The sequence below is a fragment of the Bacteriovorax sp. Seq25_V genome, from assembly GCF_000447795.1.
Lineage (GTDB): Bacteria > Bdellovibrionota > Bacteriovoracia > Bacteriovoracales > Bacteriovoracaceae > Halobacteriovorax_A.
Window position 1 is genome coordinate 1 of sequence record NZ_AUNI01000015.1, and the last position, 18854, is coordinate 18854.

The 18854-nt window shown below is 36.2% G+C and carries 16 protein-coding genes; 13 read left to right on the plus strand and 3 right to left on the minus strand.

From position 1 onward, the window contains the following. Together M900_RS07720 and M900_RS07725 are read left to right on the plus strand one after the other, a co-directional pair. A partial coding sequence (locus M900_RS07720) for a hypothetical protein (protein WP_021274546.1) occupies positions 1-2137 on the plus strand: 2137 nt, incomplete at its 5' end. A 298-nt stretch (positions 2138-2435) separates the two neighbouring features. Further along, the gene (locus M900_RS07725; RefSeq protein ID WP_021274361.1) at positions 2436-3104 is read left to right on the plus strand and encodes a hypothetical protein; all 669 of its coding nucleotides are present in this window, start codon (positions 2436-2438) and stop codon (positions 3102-3104) included. A gap of 211 nt (positions 3105-3315) precedes the next feature. Here the strand turns inward: M900_RS07725 and M900_RS07730 are convergent, their stop codons facing one another. Continuing rightward, complete coding sequence (locus M900_RS07730) at positions 3316-4029, minus strand: class I SAM-dependent methyltransferase (protein ID WP_021274373.1); 714 nt, start codon at positions 4027-4029, stop codon at positions 3316-3318. Between the two features lie 450 nt (positions 4030-4479). Between M900_RS07730 and M900_RS07735 the strand changes: the two genes are divergently transcribed. The 6 genes from M900_RS07735 (at position 4480) to M900_RS07760 (ending at position 10629) form a co-directional block, all read left to right on the plus strand. Beyond that, complete coding sequence (locus tag M900_RS07735; protein WP_021274358.1) at positions 4480-5274, plus strand: hypothetical protein; 795 nt, start codon at positions 4480-4482, stop codon at positions 5272-5274. Positions 5275-5439: 165 nt separating this feature from the next. After that, positions 5440-6870 carry a hypothetical protein gene (locus M900_RS07740; protein ID WP_021274475.1) on the plus strand — a complete coding sequence of 477 codons (1431 nt, stop codon included), beginning with the start codon at positions 5440-5442 and terminating at the stop codon, positions 6868-6870. Next, positions 6870-7730 (plus strand): flagellar hook assembly protein FlgD, encoded by an 861-nt coding sequence (locus M900_RS07745; protein WP_021274574.1) that lies wholly within the window; start codon positions 6870-6872, stop codon positions 7728-7730. The genes M900_RS07740 and M900_RS07745 overlap by 1 nt, the downstream gene beginning before the upstream one ends. Before the next feature lie 492 nt (positions 7731-8222). After that, entirely contained in the window at positions 8223-8630 is a 408-nt protein-coding gene (locus M900_RS17120; RefSeq protein WP_021274441.1) for a TIGR02530 family flagellar biosynthesis protein, read from the plus strand. Between the two features lie 120 nt (positions 8631-8750). Next, positions 8751-10031: a flagellar hook protein FlgE gene (locus tag M900_RS07755; RefSeq protein WP_021274659.1), complete on the plus strand. Its 1281-nt coding sequence runs from the start codon at positions 8751-8753 to the stop codon at positions 10029-10031. Between the two features lie 241 nt (positions 10032-10272). Further along, a complete protein-coding gene (locus tag M900_RS07760; protein ID WP_021274745.1) occupies positions 10273-10629 on the plus strand; it encodes a hypothetical protein in 357 nt (118 codons plus the stop codon). A gap of 43 nt (positions 10630-10672) precedes the next feature. Here the strand turns inward: M900_RS07760 and M900_RS07765 are convergent, their stop codons facing one another. Next, a complete protein-coding gene (locus tag M900_RS07765; RefSeq protein WP_021274410.1) occupies positions 10673-10906 on the minus strand; it encodes a ferredoxin in 234 nt (77 codons plus the stop codon). An 11-nt stretch (positions 10907-10917) separates the two neighbouring features. Next, on the minus strand, positions 10918-12384 hold the full coding sequence (locus M900_RS07770; RefSeq protein ID WP_021274492.1) for a SurA N-terminal domain-containing protein: 1467 nt from the start codon (positions 12382-12384) through the stop codon (positions 10918-10920). Positions 12385-12511: 127 nt separating this feature from the next. Between M900_RS07770 and mreC the strand changes: the two genes are divergently transcribed. The 5 genes from mreC to M900_RS07795 all read left to right on the plus strand — a co-directional run bounded on the left by mreC (position 12512) and on the right by M900_RS07795 (position 18823). Further along, a complete protein-coding gene (gene mreC, locus M900_RS07775; protein ID WP_034732018.1) occupies positions 12512-13396 on the plus strand; it encodes a rod shape-determining protein MreC in 885 nt (294 codons plus the stop codon). Further along, a complete protein-coding gene (locus M900_RS07780) occupies positions 13393-13929 on the plus strand; it encodes a hypothetical protein (protein ID WP_021274763.1) in 537 nt (178 codons plus the stop codon). Before mreC ends, M900_RS07780 begins: the two co-directional genes overlap by 4 nt. Then, positions 13929-15923, plus strand: coding sequence for a penicillin-binding protein 2 (gene mrdA, locus M900_RS07785; protein WP_021274390.1), 1995 nt, complete (start codon positions 13929-13931; stop codon positions 15921-15923). The genes M900_RS07780 and mrdA overlap by 1 nt, the downstream gene beginning before the upstream one ends. 12 nt (positions 15924-15935) lie before the next feature. After that, entirely contained in the window at positions 15936-17048 is a 1113-nt protein-coding gene (rodA, locus tag M900_RS07790) for a rod shape-determining protein RodA (RefSeq protein ID WP_021274487.1), read from the plus strand. Between the two features lie 113 nt (positions 17049-17161). Beyond that, positions 17162-18823 (plus strand): response regulator, encoded by a 1662-nt coding sequence (locus tag M900_RS07795; protein WP_198295974.1) that lies wholly within the window; start codon positions 17162-17164, stop codon positions 18821-18823. The last annotated feature ends 31 nt before the right edge of the window (positions 18824-18854 follow it).

Here is an 18854-nt window from a genome sequence, read left to right on the forward strand (position 1 = left end):
TTTTGATCAAATTAATAATACTGTTGGTGTGACAAGTGTTAATGGGTCTTCCGGAATAATTACTAAGTCAGAAATTTTTTCAGGTTCAGTACTGAGTGATATTGAAGACGTGGATACAACTGGTATTGCAATTGGAAAGATTTTAAAGTGGGATGGTTCAAAATGGATTGTTTCAGATGATCTGTCTGCTGGTGGTACAGGTTCTGTTACAACAACAGAAATCAGTGATGATACGATTGTTGATGCTGATATAAGTGCTTCTGCTGGTATTGCTCAATCAAAGATTTCAGGTCTCACAGCTCTTGCTGTAGCAGTAGGTTCTAATACTACGGCCCTATCTTCAAAAGTTAGTATCGCAACAACTGTAAATGGAAAAGCACTTTCTTCAAACGTTACACTTGTGACAACAGATGTGGCAGAAGGTACAAATTTATATTACACGTCAGCAAGAGCGAAGGCCGATGCGATTTTAAATTCAACGGCGGGAAGTGAAACAGATCAAGCGGCCTCGGTGGCAGCGATGAAAAGTTTTGTTAATACAGCAGACAATTTAAAAGTAGATAAATCAACGACAGTGAATGGTCAGGCGTTATCTTCAAATGTTGTTTTAGACACAGATGATGTAGCGGAAGGCACAACAAGTTTTTATCATACGACAGCGAGAGCGAGAACGGCAGCGGTTGTAAATTCAACAGCAGGAAGTGAAACAGATCAGGCGGCGTCGGTGGCAGCAATGAAGAGTTATGTGACAGCACAAACTTCAGGTGCGGGAACAGGTGATTTTAAGTCGGATGGTTCGGTTTCTATGAGTGCTGATTTTGACTTAGGAAATAATAAATTAAAACTTAAAAGTGATAATACAAATTACGTTGAACTTAAATCACCAAACTCACTGACCGCAACTTATTCTTTGATTTTTCCTGCGAATGATGGAGTAGCTTCACAGGTTTTAACTACTGATGGAAGTGGGAATCTTTCGTGGGTAAATGCAGCGAGTGGAAGTGTGACAAGTGTGACGGCGGGAGCACCTTTAGCAAGTAGTGGTGGAGCGACTCCGAATATCTCAATCACGCAAGCGACAACGACTACAAGTGGATATTTATCGTCCACGGATTGGAATGCATTTAACTCAAAAGTTTCAGGGACAACAACAGTAAATGGAAAAGCACTTTCTTCAAACGTTACGCTTGTGACAACAGATGTGGCGGAAGGGACAAATTTATATTACACGTCAGCAAGAGCTAAGGCCGATGCGATTTTAAATTCAACGGCGGGAAGTGAAACAGATCAAGCGGCCTCGGTGGCAGCGATGAAAAGTTTTGTTAATACGGCAGACAATTTAAAAGTAGATAAATCAACGACAGTGAATGGTCAGGCGTTATCTTCAAATGTTGTTTTAGACACAGATGATGTAGCGGAAGGGACAACAAGTTTTTATCATACGACAGCGAGAGCGAGAACAGCAGCGGTTGTGGATTCAACAGCAGGAAGTGAAACAGATCAGGCGGCGTCGGTGGCGGCAATGAAGAGTTATGTGACAGCACAAACAGGAAGCATCACTTCTTCACAGTGGACAACTTTAGTATCCAATATTTACTATACTACAGGAAACGTTGGTATCGGAACTAGTACTCCATCTGAGAAACTTGAAGTTAACGGTAATATAAAAGCAACACAGTTATGTATAGGAGCCGATTGTAAATCAACTTGGCCTTCTGGAGGGGGAGCACCTACAACTTGTCCGTCAGGATTTATAATGGTAGGGACAGCTGGAAAGCCAAATTCGTTTTGTATTGAAGCAAGTCGACGTGCTACAGTTTCTTATTCTGTAGCTGCTGCAACTTGTGATGGATTAATTGATGGAGATTGGGGACGTGCTCAATTGTGTTCAGTCAGACAGTGGCAACAAGCATGTAATGATCACAATGATGGAAGTGCACTTGTTGGATTGAATACTTTTGCTGATGCATCTGGTACTGAATGGATGGCCGGTTCAACTAGTTATCAATCGAGCAATGGCGAAATATATGCAACAGTATCAGCGAATTATACGACTACAGTTGCAGGTTGTTATGCTTATTCCTATATAGCTACGCTTATTTCACCTGGGAGTCGAAGTTATAGATGCTGTTATTGATAGAGTATGAACGATTAACTTTTTTTGTATCACTTTGATTGGTCTCTGAGTCATATATCTTTTAGGTTGCCTCTATTGTAGTTGTCTTTCTTATCATCATTACAATATTTATCGTTCAGTTTTACAACAGTGGTGTGGGCGAGGTTGCCCATTGCTCTTTGTTAAATTTCTATACTTTTCATGTAAAACATTCATCTGTTCATCTTCCTTGTTGTTTCATTTTCGTTCCTTGCTATATTGAGTTTATTAAACAAGAAATGAATAAATTGAAAATAACTTCAACAATAAAGGAGATTACATGAAAAAAACGATTACTGGATTTTTACTATTAAGTACGATTTCGACACTAGCATCAGGAACGCCAGCTATTGATAAAGCTTGTCTTGAAAATGATAAGAGGATAGCAGTAGAGTTAGATCTATTACAAAATGAAGCAAGTATCGCTTGTAATGATGCAGGAAATGTTTCTGAATGTCGCTCTTTAAAAAATGAAATAAAAAGATTAATCAATAAAGGAAACGTTTTAGACTTGATCAATGTTGATAGAGATGAAGATATTACTGATGTAGTTTTCTTTAATTGTAGTAAAAAAGTATTAAAGTTTAATACACTTAATTATGGTTCAGGTCTTGGTCTAGCTACAAATGCAAAAATTAATTTTGATAAAGAAAAAGATGCAGTTACATTCTTTGGAAATAGTGTCGAATATAAGCTAGAACTTGCCACAGAAAATTTGAATGATAAAAAAATAATTTCATTGGATGATAACTATTATTATGGTGTAAGAGCAGCTTCTTTGAAGGTTGACGGTGTTTCTAAAACTGTTTATGCTGAAGATGTAAGAACAGGGTTTGAAAGTATTCTTTTTTCATATGACTCTGAGAGACGTACGCATGGTTCGACATTTGATTCAACTGCTCAAGTAGTTGATTATGTACAATTATTTACTGAACTGGCAACTCTCTAAAGATTTTAACTTACGATCCTATTATAAAGTCGACGTGTTTTATGCATGTCGACTTTTAGTGCTATGCCGGAGCCATAGATAGGTTTGTGATTTAAACTGATTTTTTAAACGATGAAGCAGCTTGAAATCTATATTCTTCCGCCAGAAATTCAATCCTGTATTGTCTATAAAATCCTAAATTAAAAAGGCCCCAGATTCTGGAGCCTAAAAGTTATACCTTAGATTTAAAATATAAGTTAAAAGTATAATCTATTACTAATCCCTTGTGTTCTTTGATGATTTCGTCATAAATTTTTGCAGGAAATTCAATCTTTAAAACAGATTCTAAGTCCTCTCGGTTAGTGAACTCCCATGCTGAATCTATAACTTTGAGTTCAAATCCTTGGTTCTTCCAAAATTCATCAGTTTCACTTTGTTTTGAATTAGAGAAATTAAAGCTTCGCTTCACCCAATTGCCAAAAGTTCCTCGCTCAAGATTATTATCGATCATAGCAAATGATCCACCTTGTTTAAGAACACGAAATACTTCTTCGATTCCCTTTTCACAGCCGGCTCCCCAAAAATAAGCAAAACGAGCATACGCAAAGTCAATTAAATCATCTTCCAAACTTATAGCTTCTGCTGTTCCCTTTAAAATAGAAACATTTTTCAAATTCTCATCAACTAAGCGTTTCATTCCTTTTATACGAGAGTCATCATGTGGCTCTACGCCAAACACGTGGTTTGCTTTCTTTGCAAAGAATGGCAAATGAAAACCTGTTCCACAGCCTATATCAAGAACGTTACCAGTCTCCCAGCCAAACTTTGTTTCAAGGAAAGACTCAATTTTATGATCAGGGTCACACGCTCTATTTTCAAGTTCATAAATATCGCTATCTGTCTGTATATTTGGAGACGCATGAGCTCCTGCATTTAAATTTTTCATATAATTATCCCTTCTCCACATTTTGTAGAGGTTTGTTATCTAATAAAAAATGGTGATTAGATTCGAGAACTAGATATTAGGGATTAGAATATTGATAAAATTGTATAGTGACATTTTTTAGTCCTTGTTTAGTTACTTTTTCTATCACCATAGTCTTTTAATGTGAAGAGTAATTTTATCTTCTTAGAACTGCTCCACATAAATGGGGATAAGAATCTCAATTCTTCAATGATTGCATAGAGTTAGTTAAATTTGTTGGTTGCCGCCAGAAAGTTAAACACTTAACAAATTTGAATAATAGATGAGAGTACAAATTTCATCCCCATTTAACTGGACCAGTTTGTAATTGTTACAAAAAGTAAATATTTTCCCGCTAGATATTGTGCTGCACATTATTGATTCCAGAATTAATGTACCAACACAAAGAGAAACACAAAAACTGGAGAGAACATGAAAAAATTTATTCTTGGAATGGTCATCGTTACCGCTGCTTCATCGGCCATGGCAGATAGGGGAAGTATCATTATTGGTTTTGGTGACAAAGACAGAGATCTGAAATGTGAGAGAACTCTTAAAGATGTGAGAAGAGAAAACGTTATGATGAGAAGAGATATACAAGATCTACAGATGTCAAACTCATCACTTTCTTTTGAAGTTTCTTCTTTAAAATCTGAGCTTCAACAATGTAAATTTTCAGATGATAACAGTGATCGTAACCAACAGATAAAAAAATTAAGAATGAGACTAAAAGATACACAAGATCAACTAGAAGGAGCAAACGCTCAAATTTCAAGTATGTCTTATATTATTGATTCAAAAAATCAGCAAATCTTAGATCTTGAAGCAAGAGTTAGAGATCTTGAAGATCAACTAAATCCTGCTCCTCCATATTTTGATTTAGCTCAATCTGTTATGGCATGTAGAAAAATTTCCAATGCTTCTTATGCAAGTGAATGTGCTTCTTCTGCAAAAAAGTTTCAGGTGACAGCAGATACAATTAAAGGTTGTACTAAGCTTGGTGATGCTTATTATGCAAAAGAGTGCGTTTCGGAAGCCGGAAAAAATAACGCTTTTGCTGATCAAGTTTCTGCTTGTACAGATATTAAAAATGATGCATATGCAGTTGAATGTGTGACTTTCGCAGGGAAGGGTAGAGTTTCTGCTGATGTTGTTCGTTCATGTGTAATGACATCATCAAATGCTTACTATCAGAAGGATTGTGTTGCTCAAATGGGTAACAACTAATTTAAATTGTTCATGGAAAGGGCCATCTAGGCCCTTTTTTATTTTTAACATATTGAATTTATAGATGTTTTTATAATCTCGGCAACATCTTCCATCCCTAGAAAAAAAATCTAAAGTTTGAAATAATAACGTATCGCATCAATTTCGATGCCATAGGAAATACTAATGTTTGATATGTTAAAAGGATTAAATTCAGTTTCTCTTCCTGGTCAGAATGGACTTGAGGGAAAGGGTGTGAATCCAGCAGAGGCTGGGGCGCCAGGTGAATTTGAAGCCTTATTAAAGGGCTCTGAGGCAGAATCAAATATTTTACCTGGGCAGGAAGTAGGTAAGCAAGAAGATTTAATGTCTGTATTAACTGGAAAGTTCAAGGCAGACGCTAAAGATAGCACCGAAGCTAGAATTGCTAAAAGTGGTCAGGATGACCTAATGGGTGTTTTAAATTCTTCAGAAGCTCCTTCTGAAAAAATCGCAAAGCTTAAGGCGATGCTTGAGAGTGGAGCGATAACTGAAGAGCAAGTTGTTGATGCTGACTTAACTACTGTTGACCCAAAAGTGATACAGACTATTCTAGGTGGAATTAACCAGGAAGGTTTAACTACTGAAGTTCAGGCATTAGGGCAGAAGACAGATGGACCGCTGGTGATGAAATCAGCGCAGTCAAACCAGGCTCTTGAACAAGTTGCAAAAGAAAACCCTGAAGTCGTAATGTCTAAGGGAGAATCCAAAGTCACTGGAGAAGAGAAGTTTGATCATCGTTTGATGCAATTGGCGACACCAAAGAAATTTGGAGCCGATGTAAAACCAGTACAAAATCAAGCAATGTCTCTACATTCATCGCAAGAGTTTTTAACACAGCATGGAGCGAATAAACCTCATGTTGTATCACAGAAACATGCGTTCAATATGTTCCAAAAAGAACAATCTGTACTTGGAAATGACGGAATTATCAAAAAGAAGTCGATGACAGACTTTAATAAATTTGAGGCTAAGTCTGATTCATTACAACCAGAAAAAATGACTTCAAAAGAAGACAATCTTAATGTTTTTGAAACACAGACTAATGATATTTTAAAGCCAAGCGCAAAGGTCGAGGGAAGTGTGAGTATTGTTTCAAAAGGAACAGATACTCAGGTTATCGATCTAAGTAGTGTTCAAAATAAAGATCAAATAATCAGTGAGATTACAAAATATATTGAAACATCAAAAGTTCAAAATGGTAGAGAGCTAGAGCTTGTTGTTACTCATAAAGACCTTGGTCAATTTAAAGTTAATGCGCAGAAGTCGGGTAACGGTGAACTAGTTGACTTGAAGATTGTTACTTCGACAAATGAGGGAAATAACTTCTTTAATCAACAAGAGACTAATCTTTTAAAGACCTTACACACTAATGGAGTAAAGGTCTCAGATATTAAAATTTCAATGAATAGTGCAGAAAATCACTCAAGTGGGAATAATTCTGCCGGTCAAAATAACTCTGGAAATGGTCAAGGATTTGCGAGAGACTATAGTAGTGGGGGACATGGCTCTCACGACCAGGGTAAGCAAAGAAGACAAGAGCTCTGGGATCAATATAAAGAAAGATTAGGTGCTTAATGCCAGGAATCGGTAGACCTCAACAACAAACAAATCCATTTGCGAGAATTTCAAAAGCTCCAGCGCAAGCGCCTGGCGCAAAAAAAGTAAATACAAATGGTGTAGGTGAGGCTCTGAATGAGATCGCAGGGGTTGAAGAGGAAAAGAAATTCGTCGACAAAGAAACTCATAACAAAATGGGGAAAGACGGTTTTCTAAAGTTATTAGCACACCAATTACAAAATCAAGATCCGCTCAAGCCAATGGATCAAAAGCAATTCTCTGCTGATCTTGCACAGTTCTCACAATTAGAACAATTAACAAATATGAATGCCAAGTTTGATAAGTTTGGAGCGAATGCACCTCAAGAGACAAAATTCTATGGTGCAAGTTTTCTTGGAAAAGAAATTGTTACGAGAGGCTCATCTATTCATTATAATGGACAGGATAGAAATGTGGATATTCCATTCTTTCTCGATCAAGCAGCTACCAACGTAACAGTGAATATTTACGACTCTAAGAAACAACTTATTGGAAAAGTAGGAGCTGAAAGTTTATCTCGTGGGCAAAACACTCTGAGATGGAATGGAAAGCAACTAGACGGTGTCAGAGCTACTAAAGACAATTATAGAATTGAAGTCGTTGCGTATGACGATCAAATGAATAAATTCAAAGCAAAAACAAGTTCTACTGGATTAGTAACTGGTGTTAACTTTGACAAAGGTGAAACCATCCTTACTTTAGCGAATGGAAAAGAAATATTTCTTCGCGATGTTGATAGCTTTAAGATGCCTTCAAACCAGGCCGTTGAAAGTGTTCCTGCAAGACAAGCGGCGCAAGCTTACCAACAAAATAGTTCTGACAATTCTTTTAATCAGTAAAAATTTACACGTATAGAGAGATCAGTTCCTCACATTCTTGAATGTGGAGAAAGTTAATTCTTTTCTTATTAGATCACTAAGAAAAAAATCTTGATAGTGATAGAGCACTTCTTTGTGTCTAAAAGACTTTCTACTTAGTTAAAAAATTATTTGTAAATTTTTTTAAAAATATCTACTGTTTTTTCTCGATTATTTCTTCGTTTTATGTTTTCTCTAAAGAAATGTGATGTTTTTATTTTTGCTAAAGTATCTTTTGTTTCCTTTAAAGTGTACTTTAGTGATGTTTTAGCTGTTTTGTACTTGGGAGTTTTTTTGTTCGCGAATAAGTTAACGTATGTGAAAATTCAGTTTTACTTTAAATCAAAAAAAGCTGTAAATAGTGATTAATGTTGTGGTGCGGTAAAAAGTGACTAGTATTGAAATGATGAAAAATAAAAGTGATAATATTATTAATGAATCACTACAATTGAGTAGTGAGAATGAAAGTAGAAGATGACACAAAATAAGGTTTCAAATTTTTTAATCCCTAACGTAAATAAGGTGCCTGGTAATAAGAAGGTTGACCTTAGAGAGCGTCTTGGTGGAGTTGAGAAAGATGAATTTAAGAATCTTCTAAAAGATCAGATCAGCGATGTTCAGTCGGAACATGGAATCAATCTTTCAATTCATGCTGCTAAGAGATTACAAGAAAGAAATCTTTCAATGGATAGTAGCGAGTATTTTAAAATTAAAGAAGCGATGGAGAAGTTGAGATCTAAGGGTGGTAGAGACTCTTTAGTGATTACTGACAAAGCTGCTTATATTGTAGATGTGCCGGGGAACAAAGTTGTAACGGCCATTGATAAAGGAAGTATACAAGACAACGTATTTACAAAAATTGATTCTACTGTCGTAGTTTAATGGTGAAATTGGCTGGTCCTTTCCGGAAGCCTCGTGTTTAGCCCGTAGTTGCAAACACAGTTTTCAATAAAAAATCCATTTATTCTATCGGCGTAATTTAAAGTCTAGGAGGGACGATAAATGGGTATTTTAAGATCTTTTAACATTGGTGTATCTGGTTTAAACGCAGTTGGACAGGGAATGGGAGTTATCTCGGATAACATTTCTAACTCTGGAACTAACGGTTTCAAAGCTTCAAGAGCTGAATTTCAAGACGTATTAGCTGTATCTCTAAAAGGTATCGATGGTGGTGACCAGTTCGGTGCTGGGGTTAAGCTTTCACACATTAAACCTCTAATGTCACAAGGTGATGTTTCGAGAACTGAATCAATTACAGACTTAGCAATTAACGGTGACGGTTTCTTTAAAGTTGAAGCGCCATTTGGACCAGGATTCACAAGAGATGGTTCTATGCACTTTGATAAAGAAGGAAATCTTGTTAATGCTGATGGATATAAAGTTGTTGGTTTCAAAGCTGATGCTGAAGGAAAAGTAACAACAAAAGAAGGTCCAATCAGACTTGGTAATACAACAATTGCAGCACAAGCGACACAAAAAGTTAAAGTATCAATGAACTTAGATTCACGTGCTGAAGTAAAACAATTTGACCCATTAAAGCCAGAAGAGACATCAAACTTTTCTAATTCAATGACTGTTTATGACAATGTTGGTACAGCAAGACTTGTAACAACTTTCTTTAATAAGACAGCTGATAACAACTGGACATATAGAGTTATGTCAGATGGTGCAGATGTAAATGGTGGAACACCTGGTGTAATGGTAACTCAAGCTGAAGGTAACCTAATCTTCAACGATAAAGGCCAATTACAACAAGAAGTAGAAATATCTAATTCATTTAATTTTAATAAAGGTGCTGCTGCCGATCAAAAAATTGCATTCAACTTTGGTGAGTCAATTTCAGAAGGTGGTGACGGAACTGAAGCATCAACTCAGTATGGTTCTGGATCAGCACTTGCAAGACATACGCAAGATGGTTCATCTGCTGCGACACTTGCATCTCTTTCATTCAATGATAAAGGGATTCTTACTGCAGTATATGACAATGGTGAAGCAAGAGATATCGCTCAAATTGCTGTTGCAAAATTTGAAAACAACGAAGGTCTTTTCAAAGTAGGGAAGAACTTATTTAAAGAATCAAGAAACTCAGGACAACCAGCAATGGGGCAACCAGGTGATGCAGGACGTGGTGAAGTTCTTTCGAAATCAATCGAACTTTCAAACGTTGATATTGCAAATGAGTTCGTAAGCTTAATGACAGCACAAAGAAATTTCCAAGCAAATGCGAAGACGATTGGAACAGCTGATCAAATGTTACAAGAAATCTTTAGAATGAAAGGTTAATAACCGATAGTTAGTCTTAAAATATCTCTCCAAGCATAAGGGTCAGTTTTCTGGCCCTTTGCCATTTGTAGGAGGCATAAAATTTCTAACTGATTGAAAATATGGTTGTGTTGAAATCTATGTTTCTGTTCATAATTGTGCATCTTTCATAGTTTATAAAAAATAAGCTAAAATTCAAAATTTTCGTATGATTATATACTCAGTTGAATTGGGGTAGAAATTTCCAAGTAGGAGTATCACTATGTATAAATTCTTTATTGTTTCAGTAGTTAGTTTTTTTGCTTTTGGTGAATGTGTACTTCATTACAATAGAACAGCCTGTGGAGGACAGCATAGAAATGGAAAGACAAATCAGGCAATGAGTTATTTAAAGTGCTCAGGAGATAAAGAATGTGACAAAACTGTTAGTGCTTCATCTATGGAGCAGTGTCAGGAAGCCGCACTAAAAGCCTGTTCTAATAGAAGATTTGATATAACAAAGAGAAAGGTAATTACTGCAAAGTGGAATGGTGCAGCGATTAAAGATAAGCATGGTAACGAAGATTTTTGTTTAAAATATGAAAAGAGAGCTCAAGAATTTGATCAATGTTTAGAATAGAAATATTGCTAGGAAGCTTTAAAGCTTCCTAGCTTCACATGAATTATTCGCCATCTTGTCCAATAGCTTCAACCGGGCAAGCTTCAAGAGCAGAGATACACTCTTCGAGTTCACTTGCATTTTGTGGCTGAAGTTTTACATACGCATGGCCGTCTTCATCATTCATTGCAAAGAACCTTTCAGCTTCCATAACACAGGCATCACATGCGATACACTGATCATCAACATAGAACTTTCCAGGTGCGTTTAGTGCAAATTTAGAATTCTTATCGGCCATATCCTATCCTCTTATTGGTTTGGTAATCTCGCAAATTTATTTTGCTTAAATGTATAACTCTCACCAAGCTTTTCGATCATTACTTTCATCGTTTGAGAAGAGATCATATTTTTTAGTTGTGAAAGATCATAGTCTTTTGAAGTATCTTTACTTGGCCCAGAAGCGACGATGACTACTTTCGTTCCTTCATTAACAGTAAAAACACCTTTTTCTTTGCTAAATAACTCGTTCACAAATTCTTGTTTAAATGCTTGATCAGCTCCGAAGCCTTCAAGTTTATTAACTGTGATCCCTTCTTTTAAGCTTAGGCTATATTTCTTTTTAAGTTCTTTTAAATCTTTTCCTGAATTTAGTCTAGTAGTAACTTCTTCAGTAGCTTTTGTTACAAGGTCTTTTACATCCTTTTCTTTTTGAATGAATTCCTTAGCAATTTTTGTTTCAAAATCTATTAAGTTAGCTTCTTTTGCTTCTTTCTTTGCCTCTGCAAGAATAAGGTGATAACCAAATTCTGTTTTTACTGGACCTGAAATTTGTCCTGCTTTCATTGCAAAAAGAGCTTTTTCAAACTCTGGAACCATTTGGCCACGTGATACCCAGTTAAGGTTTCCACCAGTTGTTTTCCCGCTTGGCTCGTCAGTAAATTTCTTTGCCATTGCCATGAAGTTTTTAACAGTAAGGTCTTTCTTGATATTTTCTGCTTTTGCTAGAGCATCTTTTTCTTTTCCATCTTTAACTGTAATAAGAATGTGTCTTGCTTGAATTTGTTCTTTTTGACTAAGACTTTCTTTTCTTGAGTTAAAAGCAGCTTCAACTCTTTTCTTATTAACATCTTGAGCTAAGTAATCTGAAATTTCTTTTTTAGAGATCTCAAGAGTTTTCTTAATATCATCAGCATTGATTGTAATGATATCAGTTAATCTCTTATCTTTATAAAGAGTGTTAAGTGTAGTTAAAAGATCTGAAGAGAAAGAAATATCTGTCGCTAGTGCTTGAAGCTTCTGATCTCTTAGTCTATTTAGTGTATCTGCTTCGAAATCCTCAGGCGTTAGTTGGTTATACGCAAGAAGAGTCTTGTATTTTGAAAGATCAAACTGTCCATTAGTTAGGAAGTAAGGAGCTTTTTTAATATCTTCTTTAATTGCTTCACTTCCAACTGCCATTCCTGCTTCTTCAGCAAGGATTAGTCTTAGCTTAGATGAAACAAGGTTTCTAACCGCGCTATCGTATACTTTGTATTGTTCAAGTTCATTAGAAGTTAGTGGTTGTCCACCCTTGAAAATCTGCGCGTAGAATTGTGACTGTCTTTGAATCTCGGCATTGAATTCTCTTACTTTGATATCATGTGAACCTACTGTTCCAATTGTGTCTGGTGTTCCGGTACCAAAGAATGGTCCACTCATCACGAATGAAATTACGATAATCCCGATAAAAAGAGTCAGGAAAATCTGTGATGATTTTTTTTGAAAACTAGATGACATTTCTTTCTCCATGAAAAGGTTTGTGGGGATTATTATTATCTAAATAGCTCATATCGTAAAGAATATTGGCAGTTGCTTATAATGAATGTACTCTTTTAATGCTTGTAAAAAAAATTTTAGGGGAAATATGAATTTATCGGTCAATGAAGGATCAAAACTAAAGTCAGTTGTGAATGTTTTAGTCCTCTCTTTAGCCCTGTGGGGTGTGTCAAAAAGGGATGTTAACGTTAAAGAAACGACGATTTTTGAAAATATAATGATGGATACGTTAGCACCGCTCCAAAGAGGTGTAACTTTTACGCATAACAAAATTGTTTCGTTTTTTGATCATTATTTATTTAATGTAAACGCGTCAAAAATTAATGTGGGGCTTACATCAAAGGTTGCAGAGCTTGAAAAGGAAGTATTCAACCTTGAGCAGATTAAAGATGAAAACAAGAGACTTAAAGATCTTCTCGAGTTCGGTGAAGAGGTTCAATATAAGAAAATTCTTGCTCAGATTGTAGCGTGGGACTCATCAAGTGACTTTCGCGTGATTCGTATTAATAAAGGTTCGTCACATGGAATTCGTCTGCAGTCGACTGTTATTACGGCAAATGGGGTAGTTGGTTATATATATCGCTTAACGGAACATTTTGCAGATATTCTAACGATCCTCGACCCAAGTAATAGAGTAGACGTTATTGTTAATAGAACTCGTAGTAATGGAATCCTTGAAGGCTTTGCAGGTGGGAAATGTATGATGAAATATGTTACTCGTACTGATCCTGTTAGATTAAATGATCTTGTTCTGACTTCAGGTCTTGGAAATATTTATCCAAAAGGTTTAAAAGTTGGAATCGTTTCACGTGTTGAACGCGAAAGTTATGGTATCACTCAAAATATTGTTGTTTCACCAACGGTAGATTTTTCAAAGCTTGAAGAAGTTGCAGTACTAGTTTCCGATGCAAATCAGAAAAAGATGAATGAGTGGCAGGCCCTTGATGAGGCTGACGGAGATGATGAGAAATGATGAGAATTAGATCGCGCGAAATTGTGCCAAGACTTTTTATAACAATTTTAATACTTATAGTACTCGAAGTGATGTCGAGTGCATTTCTACCGTTATTTGGCATCAGTAAATACATGATTCCCTTTAACGTTTTGATTGTTCTTTTTTTAGGTTTTAAGCTTGAAAATCCCTACCTTGCTTTGATGATTGTTGCAGTTCAGTACTTTCATTCAATTTTTACTATTGAAGGCTGGGAGATGGGAACTATTGCAGGTGTTCTAATTTGTATCATCATATCTTACTTAAGAGACATTCTGCATTTTACAAGTAGTATCGTAACAATTCTTGTTACTCAGATGTTCCAATTTATTTGGTTTGTGATTCTTTCTTCGCTCCTTTATTTGAAGCTTGGGAGCTTTGATTATATCGTCGAAAAATTTTGGCGATTTATTCCTGAAAGTATCGTTATCTCGCTTGTAGCACCATTTTTCTTTTCTGTTCTCGACAAGGTTTGGGGAGTAAGAGATGAAGGTCTGATGGGAGATCGTAGTTAATGTTTGGAGAAGAAGAAGTTGTAAAGTCCCATAAGGGACGAGCAGATATTCTACTAACACTAATTACTCTGTGTTTTGGAATTATTTTAATTAGACTTTGGTATCTTCAAATCTACCAAGGGGACATGCTTTATCAGTACTCATTGAATAATCGTCTTCGTAAAGAAGTTATTACGGCTCCACGCGGAATGATTTTCAGTAGAAATAATCAATTATTAGTTCATAATATTCCGCGTTTTGATGCAATCATTATTCCTCAGTATCTTGTTAATAAAAAGCAGACACTTGAAAAACTTTCTAAGATCCTTGATATGGATGTAAAGGATATTGAAGATACACTTGCTAAATTTAGAGGACAGGCCAAGTATCGTCCAGTTCGTATTAAAAAGAATCTTTCAAAACAAGAAGTTGCTATTATTGAAACTGAGAATGAGAAGATGCCAGGTGTCCAAGTCGAAACCTTTATTTCTCGTGAATATCGCGATGCAAACGTCGGAAGTCATCTCCTAGGATACATTTCAGAAATATCTCAGAGCCAACTACCAAAATATATTAAGCGTGATAACTATGATTATAAACTTGGAGACTTTATTGGTCAGGCAGGAGTCGAAGAAGAGTTTGACCACTATCTCCGTGGAGATGATGGTTATCAGTTTATGGAGGTTGATGCCAGAGGAAGAATGAAGAGAGTTATTAGTTCAAATAATCTCTTTGCTGGAATCGAAAATAAACCTGCAACCCCCGGGGAGAATATTCGTTTAACTATTGATCGTGACCTTCAGTTGACTGCTTTTAATGCACTTGAGGGGAAGGTTGGAAGTGTTGTCGCTATTGATGTAAATACTGGTGAAGTACTTTCTATGGTTTCAAGACCAAGTTATGACCCGACACAATTTTCACGTGGATTAACTTCGGCGTATTGGGCAAGTCTTGTTAATGATGAGAATAACCCTCTAAGAGATAGAACAATTCAAGAGCATTATCCTCCGGGATCAACTTATAAGACCTTTACTGCTATTACGGCACTCGAAAAAAAACTTATAAAACCTGATGAGGAGTTAATGTGTGGCCCAACTTTTAAATTAGGGCGTAGAACTTTCCACGACTGGAAAAAGAATGGACACGGTAAGACCGATGTATATAAATCACTTCGCTCTTCTGTAGACGTTTATTTTTATAAACTTGCCGCACAATTTGATGCCGACGACCTTGCTCACTATGCAAAGATGTTTGGACTTGGAGCCAAAACTGAGATTACACTTCCTCGCGAAACTTCAGGGTGGATACCAACTAAAGAATGGAAGAAAAAAAGATTTGGAGTTGAATGGCAGTTGGGTGAGAACCTGATCCATGCTATCGGACAGGGTTTCAACCTTGTGACACCATTACAGCTCGCACTCAGTTACGCAGCTATTGCAAATAATGGGACTGTGTATCGCCCACAAATTATTAAAGAGATTTTTACGAACTCAGGAGAAGTTGTTAAATCTTTTGAGCCAGAAGTTGTGAGTAAGGCTGAAGTTAGTCAGGAAACTCTTGATGCTGTTAAGAAAGGTCTTTACGAAGTAGTTAATGAAAGAAAAGGTACGGCCTGGTGGTATCGTGGACGTGGGATTCGCATGGCCGGGAAAACTGGCACGGCGCAGGTTATTAGTATGACCTCTAAGGAGCTTTTCTCTAAGTGTGAAGAGATGCCATATCGTAATCGTCACCATGGGTTATTCGTTGCTTTTGCCCCATTTGATAATCCAAAAATTGCTGTCGCTGCTATTGTCGAACATGGTTGCCATGGATCGAGTGCTGGAGCACCAATTGTGCGTGATGTGATGGAAACTTATATGAAGAAGTATTATCCAGAAGATTACGAAAGATATGCAAAAGAAGATAAGGCGGCTTATCTGGAAATGCTTAGAAAAGAAAAAGAAGAAAAATTAAAAAAAGAAGCTGAAGCAGCTGCAGAAGAGAATACTCCTGCTCCGTCTGATGATGAATAATTAGGAATTTAAATGGACGCTAGTACGATAAAGGATTTTTTTAAAAGATATGATTTCTCATTTTTTGGAATCGCTATAGTGATTTTTCTATTTGGGATCATTAATTTATATTCTGCAACTCATGCGTCTCTAAACGACCATCATGCAAATCTATATAAAGTACAACTTGGTTGGTTCTTTCTTTCTCTCGTCGTAGGTTTTGCGATTAGTTTTATTCAAGCTAAGAATTTTCAACGATTCTCTTGGGCCATTTATTTATTCAATGTTTTTCTTCTCGTTCTTGTTCTTTTTCTTGGACATCAGGGAATGGGGGCGAGACGTTGGCTTCTTCTGGGTCCTATTAGAGTTCAGCCTTCAGAGTTAATGAAGCTCTCTCTGGTATTTATACTTGCTCGTTGGTTTTCAAAAAACTCGCCGGATCAGGAAATGGGAATCAAAGAATTGATTGCACCACTATTATTAACACTTGTTCCAACTGTTCTTACTGTTCTAGAGCCAGATCTTGGTACGGGATTACTCCTGTTACTTATATTTTTTATCATGGCTTTTTTTAGAAAATTAAAATGGAAGAGTTTGGGAATCATTGCTTTAGTTGGTCTAATTTCTGGTGCGGCGATGTACCAATTTGGTCTTAAAGAATATCAAAGAAATAGAATTAAGACTTTTATTAACCCAACTGCAGATGCAAAGGGTACTGGTTATAATGCAATTCAATCTAAGATAGCAATTGGGTCTGGAAAGTTTCTAGGAAAAGGTTTTCGAAAATCTTCTCAAGCTTCTTTGAACTATCTTCCTGAAAATCATACGGACTTTGTTTTCTCTATCTACAATGAAGAACATGGTTTTTTTGGTTCAATTCTTCTTATTGGATTATATCTCTTTCTCTTTTATCGTTTCATTTGGCTTTCAATGAATGTGCCTAAGATTTTTGACTCCGTTGTTATTATAGGTTTGATGTCCATTTTCTTTTGGCACACATTTATCAACATGGGTATGGTTATGGGTTTGCTTCCTGTTGTTGGACTCCCTCTTCCTCTAATGTCATATGGAGGGTCATCGCTTCTAACATTTGGTATTTGTTGCGGTGTTGCGACTTCAATTTCAAACTCTCGAAATATGTTTTAAATGTTAAGATATCCCAATGATTGATTTGGGAAAAGATATACAGCTTTTGAACAAAAAGAACGATAATTAGTAGTATGAAAAATTTGTCGATTCTTTTCGTGTATATGTCTTTAATGGCATCAGCTATATTTTATTATTTCGTAGGTGGAGATTCTGAGATTGTTTATGTCTCCTTGTTTTTAATAAACTTTTTACTTTGTATTTATCTCTTTCTTACGAGAGAAAAAGCAAATCCTCATGTTAACGTTGATTTTGAGAATGCTATTCTTACGAGTGCACGTGTCAGTATTATTGCAACTGATCTTAATGGTGTCATTACTCACTTTTCTAAAGGAGCTGAGAATCTTCTTGGGTACAGTAAAGAAGAAATGGTTGGGAAGCAAACTCCTGCGATCATTCACGATGTCTCTGAAGTCGTGAAGAGAACAAAAGAGCTCAATGCAGAGCTTGATGAGAATGCGGAACCTGGCTTTATGACTTTTGTAAGAAAAGTTTATCAAGAGGATAAAGATGAGAATGAGTGGACTTATATTCGAAAAGATGGCTACCGATTTCCTGTTATTCTCTCAGTCACACCCATAAAAAACAAACGTAACAATATTATTGGTTTTCTCGGAATTGCGACAGATATATCCCAGACAAAAGAAAGGGAAAGAGAGCTTGAACTTGCTAATCAGAAAGCTCTTGAATCAGGACAAGTCAAAACTCGTTTTCTCGCAAATATGAGTCATGAAATTCGTACTCCATTAAATGGAATTATTGGAATGGGAGAGATTCTTGTTGGGACAAAGCTTGATCATGAGCAAGAATCCTTTGTTAAATATATTCTATCCTCAAGCGAGCAGCTTCAAATTCTTTTGAATGATATTCTTGACTTCTCTAAGATAGAGCTTGGAAGTATTAGTTTGAATAAGAAAATATCTCGAATTGATACTTTCAATACAGATATCAAAAGTATTCTGGCTGCATTCACTAAAGATAAAAGAATTAGAGCAAACTTTATTGAAAAAGAGCTCCCTATATCGGTGAAGATAGATGAGCATCGATTAAGACAAGTTCTTTCTAATCTTATCGTGAATGCATGTAAATTCACTCAAGAAGGAAAGATTGAAGTTATTTCCTCTTATGATGATGGTTGTTTGATTTATGAAATTAATGATACAGGGGTTGGTATTGACGCTCAGTATTTGGAAAAGATCTTTCAACCTTTCACACAACTGGAAAATAACGACAATAGAAGATTTGGTGGAATTGGACTTGGACTTTCAATTGTAAAAGAGCTTCTTGATCTTATGGATGCAGAGATTTCAGTGGAGAGTGAAATTGATGTGGGAACAAGGTTTAAAGTAAAAGTTCATTGTGAAAGCTTTGATTTTTTTGAGGAGGAGCAGTTTAAAACAAGTATTGCTTCAAGTCTTTCTAATGTAAAAATTCTAATCGTTGAAGATAATCATATTAATCAAAAAGTTATTGCAAAAGTTTTAGAAAAAGCGGGTGCTAGTTACGATGTTGTCCAAAATGGTCGCGATGCGGTAATTGCCGTTAAAGAGCGTAACTATGACTTAGTGTTGATGGACTTTCAGATGCCTGAGCTTGATGGACCAAATGCGACTAAAGAGATTAGAAAGTTTAATACCGATATTGCTATCATTGCCCTGACGGCCAACGCATTTGAAGAAGACAAGAAGGCATGCTTGCTTTCGGGAATGAATGACTTTGTTGCTAAGCCAGTACGGCCTTCCGCTCTCATTAACACTATCAAACGAAATATCTAAAAATGGATAAATGGTGGCATTAAACTTGCTC

Bases quoted from the DNA above. Each gene is read 5' to 3' on its own strand.
- M900_RS07740 (WP_021274475.1), top strand. From the start codon at position 5,440: ATGTTTGATATGTTAAAAGGATTAAATTCAGTTTCTCTTCCTGGTCAG.
- M900_RS07765 (WP_021274410.1), bottom strand. From the start codon at position 10,906: ATGGCCGATAAGAATTCTAAATTTGCACTAAACGCACCTGGAAAGTTC.
- M900_RS07730 (WP_021274373.1), bottom strand. From the start codon at position 4,029: ATGAAAAATTTAAATGCAGGAGCTCATGCGTCTCCAAATATACAGACA.
- mrdA (WP_021274390.1), top strand. From the start codon at position 13,929: ATGTTTGGAGAAGAAGAAGTTGTAAAGTCCCATAAGGGACGAGCAGAT.
- rodA (WP_021274487.1), top strand. From the start codon at position 15,936: ATGGACGCTAGTACGATAAAGGATTTTTTTAAAAGATATGATTTCTCA.
- M900_RS07725 (WP_021274361.1), top strand. From the start codon at position 2,436: ATGAAAAAAACGATTACTGGATTTTTACTATTAAGTACGATTTCGACA.
- M900_RS07795 (WP_198295974.1), top strand. From the start codon at position 17,162: ATGGCATCAGCTATATTTTATTATTTCGTAGGTGGAGATTCTGAGATT.
- M900_RS07735 (WP_021274358.1), top strand. From the start codon at position 4,480: ATGAAAAAATTTATTCTTGGAATGGTCATCGTTACCGCTGCTTCATCG.
- M900_RS07755 (WP_021274659.1), top strand. From the start codon at position 8,751: ATGGGTATTTTAAGATCTTTTAACATTGGTGTATCTGGTTTAAACGCA.
- M900_RS17120 (WP_021274441.1), top strand. From the start codon at position 8,223: ATGACACAAAATAAGGTTTCAAATTTTTTAATCCCTAACGTAAATAAG.
- M900_RS07780 (WP_021274763.1), top strand. From the start codon at position 13,393: ATGATGAGAATTAGATCGCGCGAAATTGTGCCAAGACTTTTTATAACA.
- mreC (WP_034732018.1), top strand. From the start codon at position 12,512: ATGAATTTATCGGTCAATGAAGGATCAAAACTAAAGTCAGTTGTGAAT.
- M900_RS07770 (WP_021274492.1), bottom strand. From the start codon at position 12,384: ATGTCATCTAGTTTTCAAAAAAAATCATCACAGATTTTCCTGACTCTT.
- M900_RS07745 (WP_021274574.1), top strand. From the start codon at position 6,870: ATGCCAGGAATCGGTAGACCTCAACAACAAACAAATCCATTTGCGAGA.
- M900_RS07760 (WP_021274745.1), top strand. From the start codon at position 10,273: ATGTATAAATTCTTTATTGTTTCAGTAGTTAGTTTTTTTGCTTTTGGT.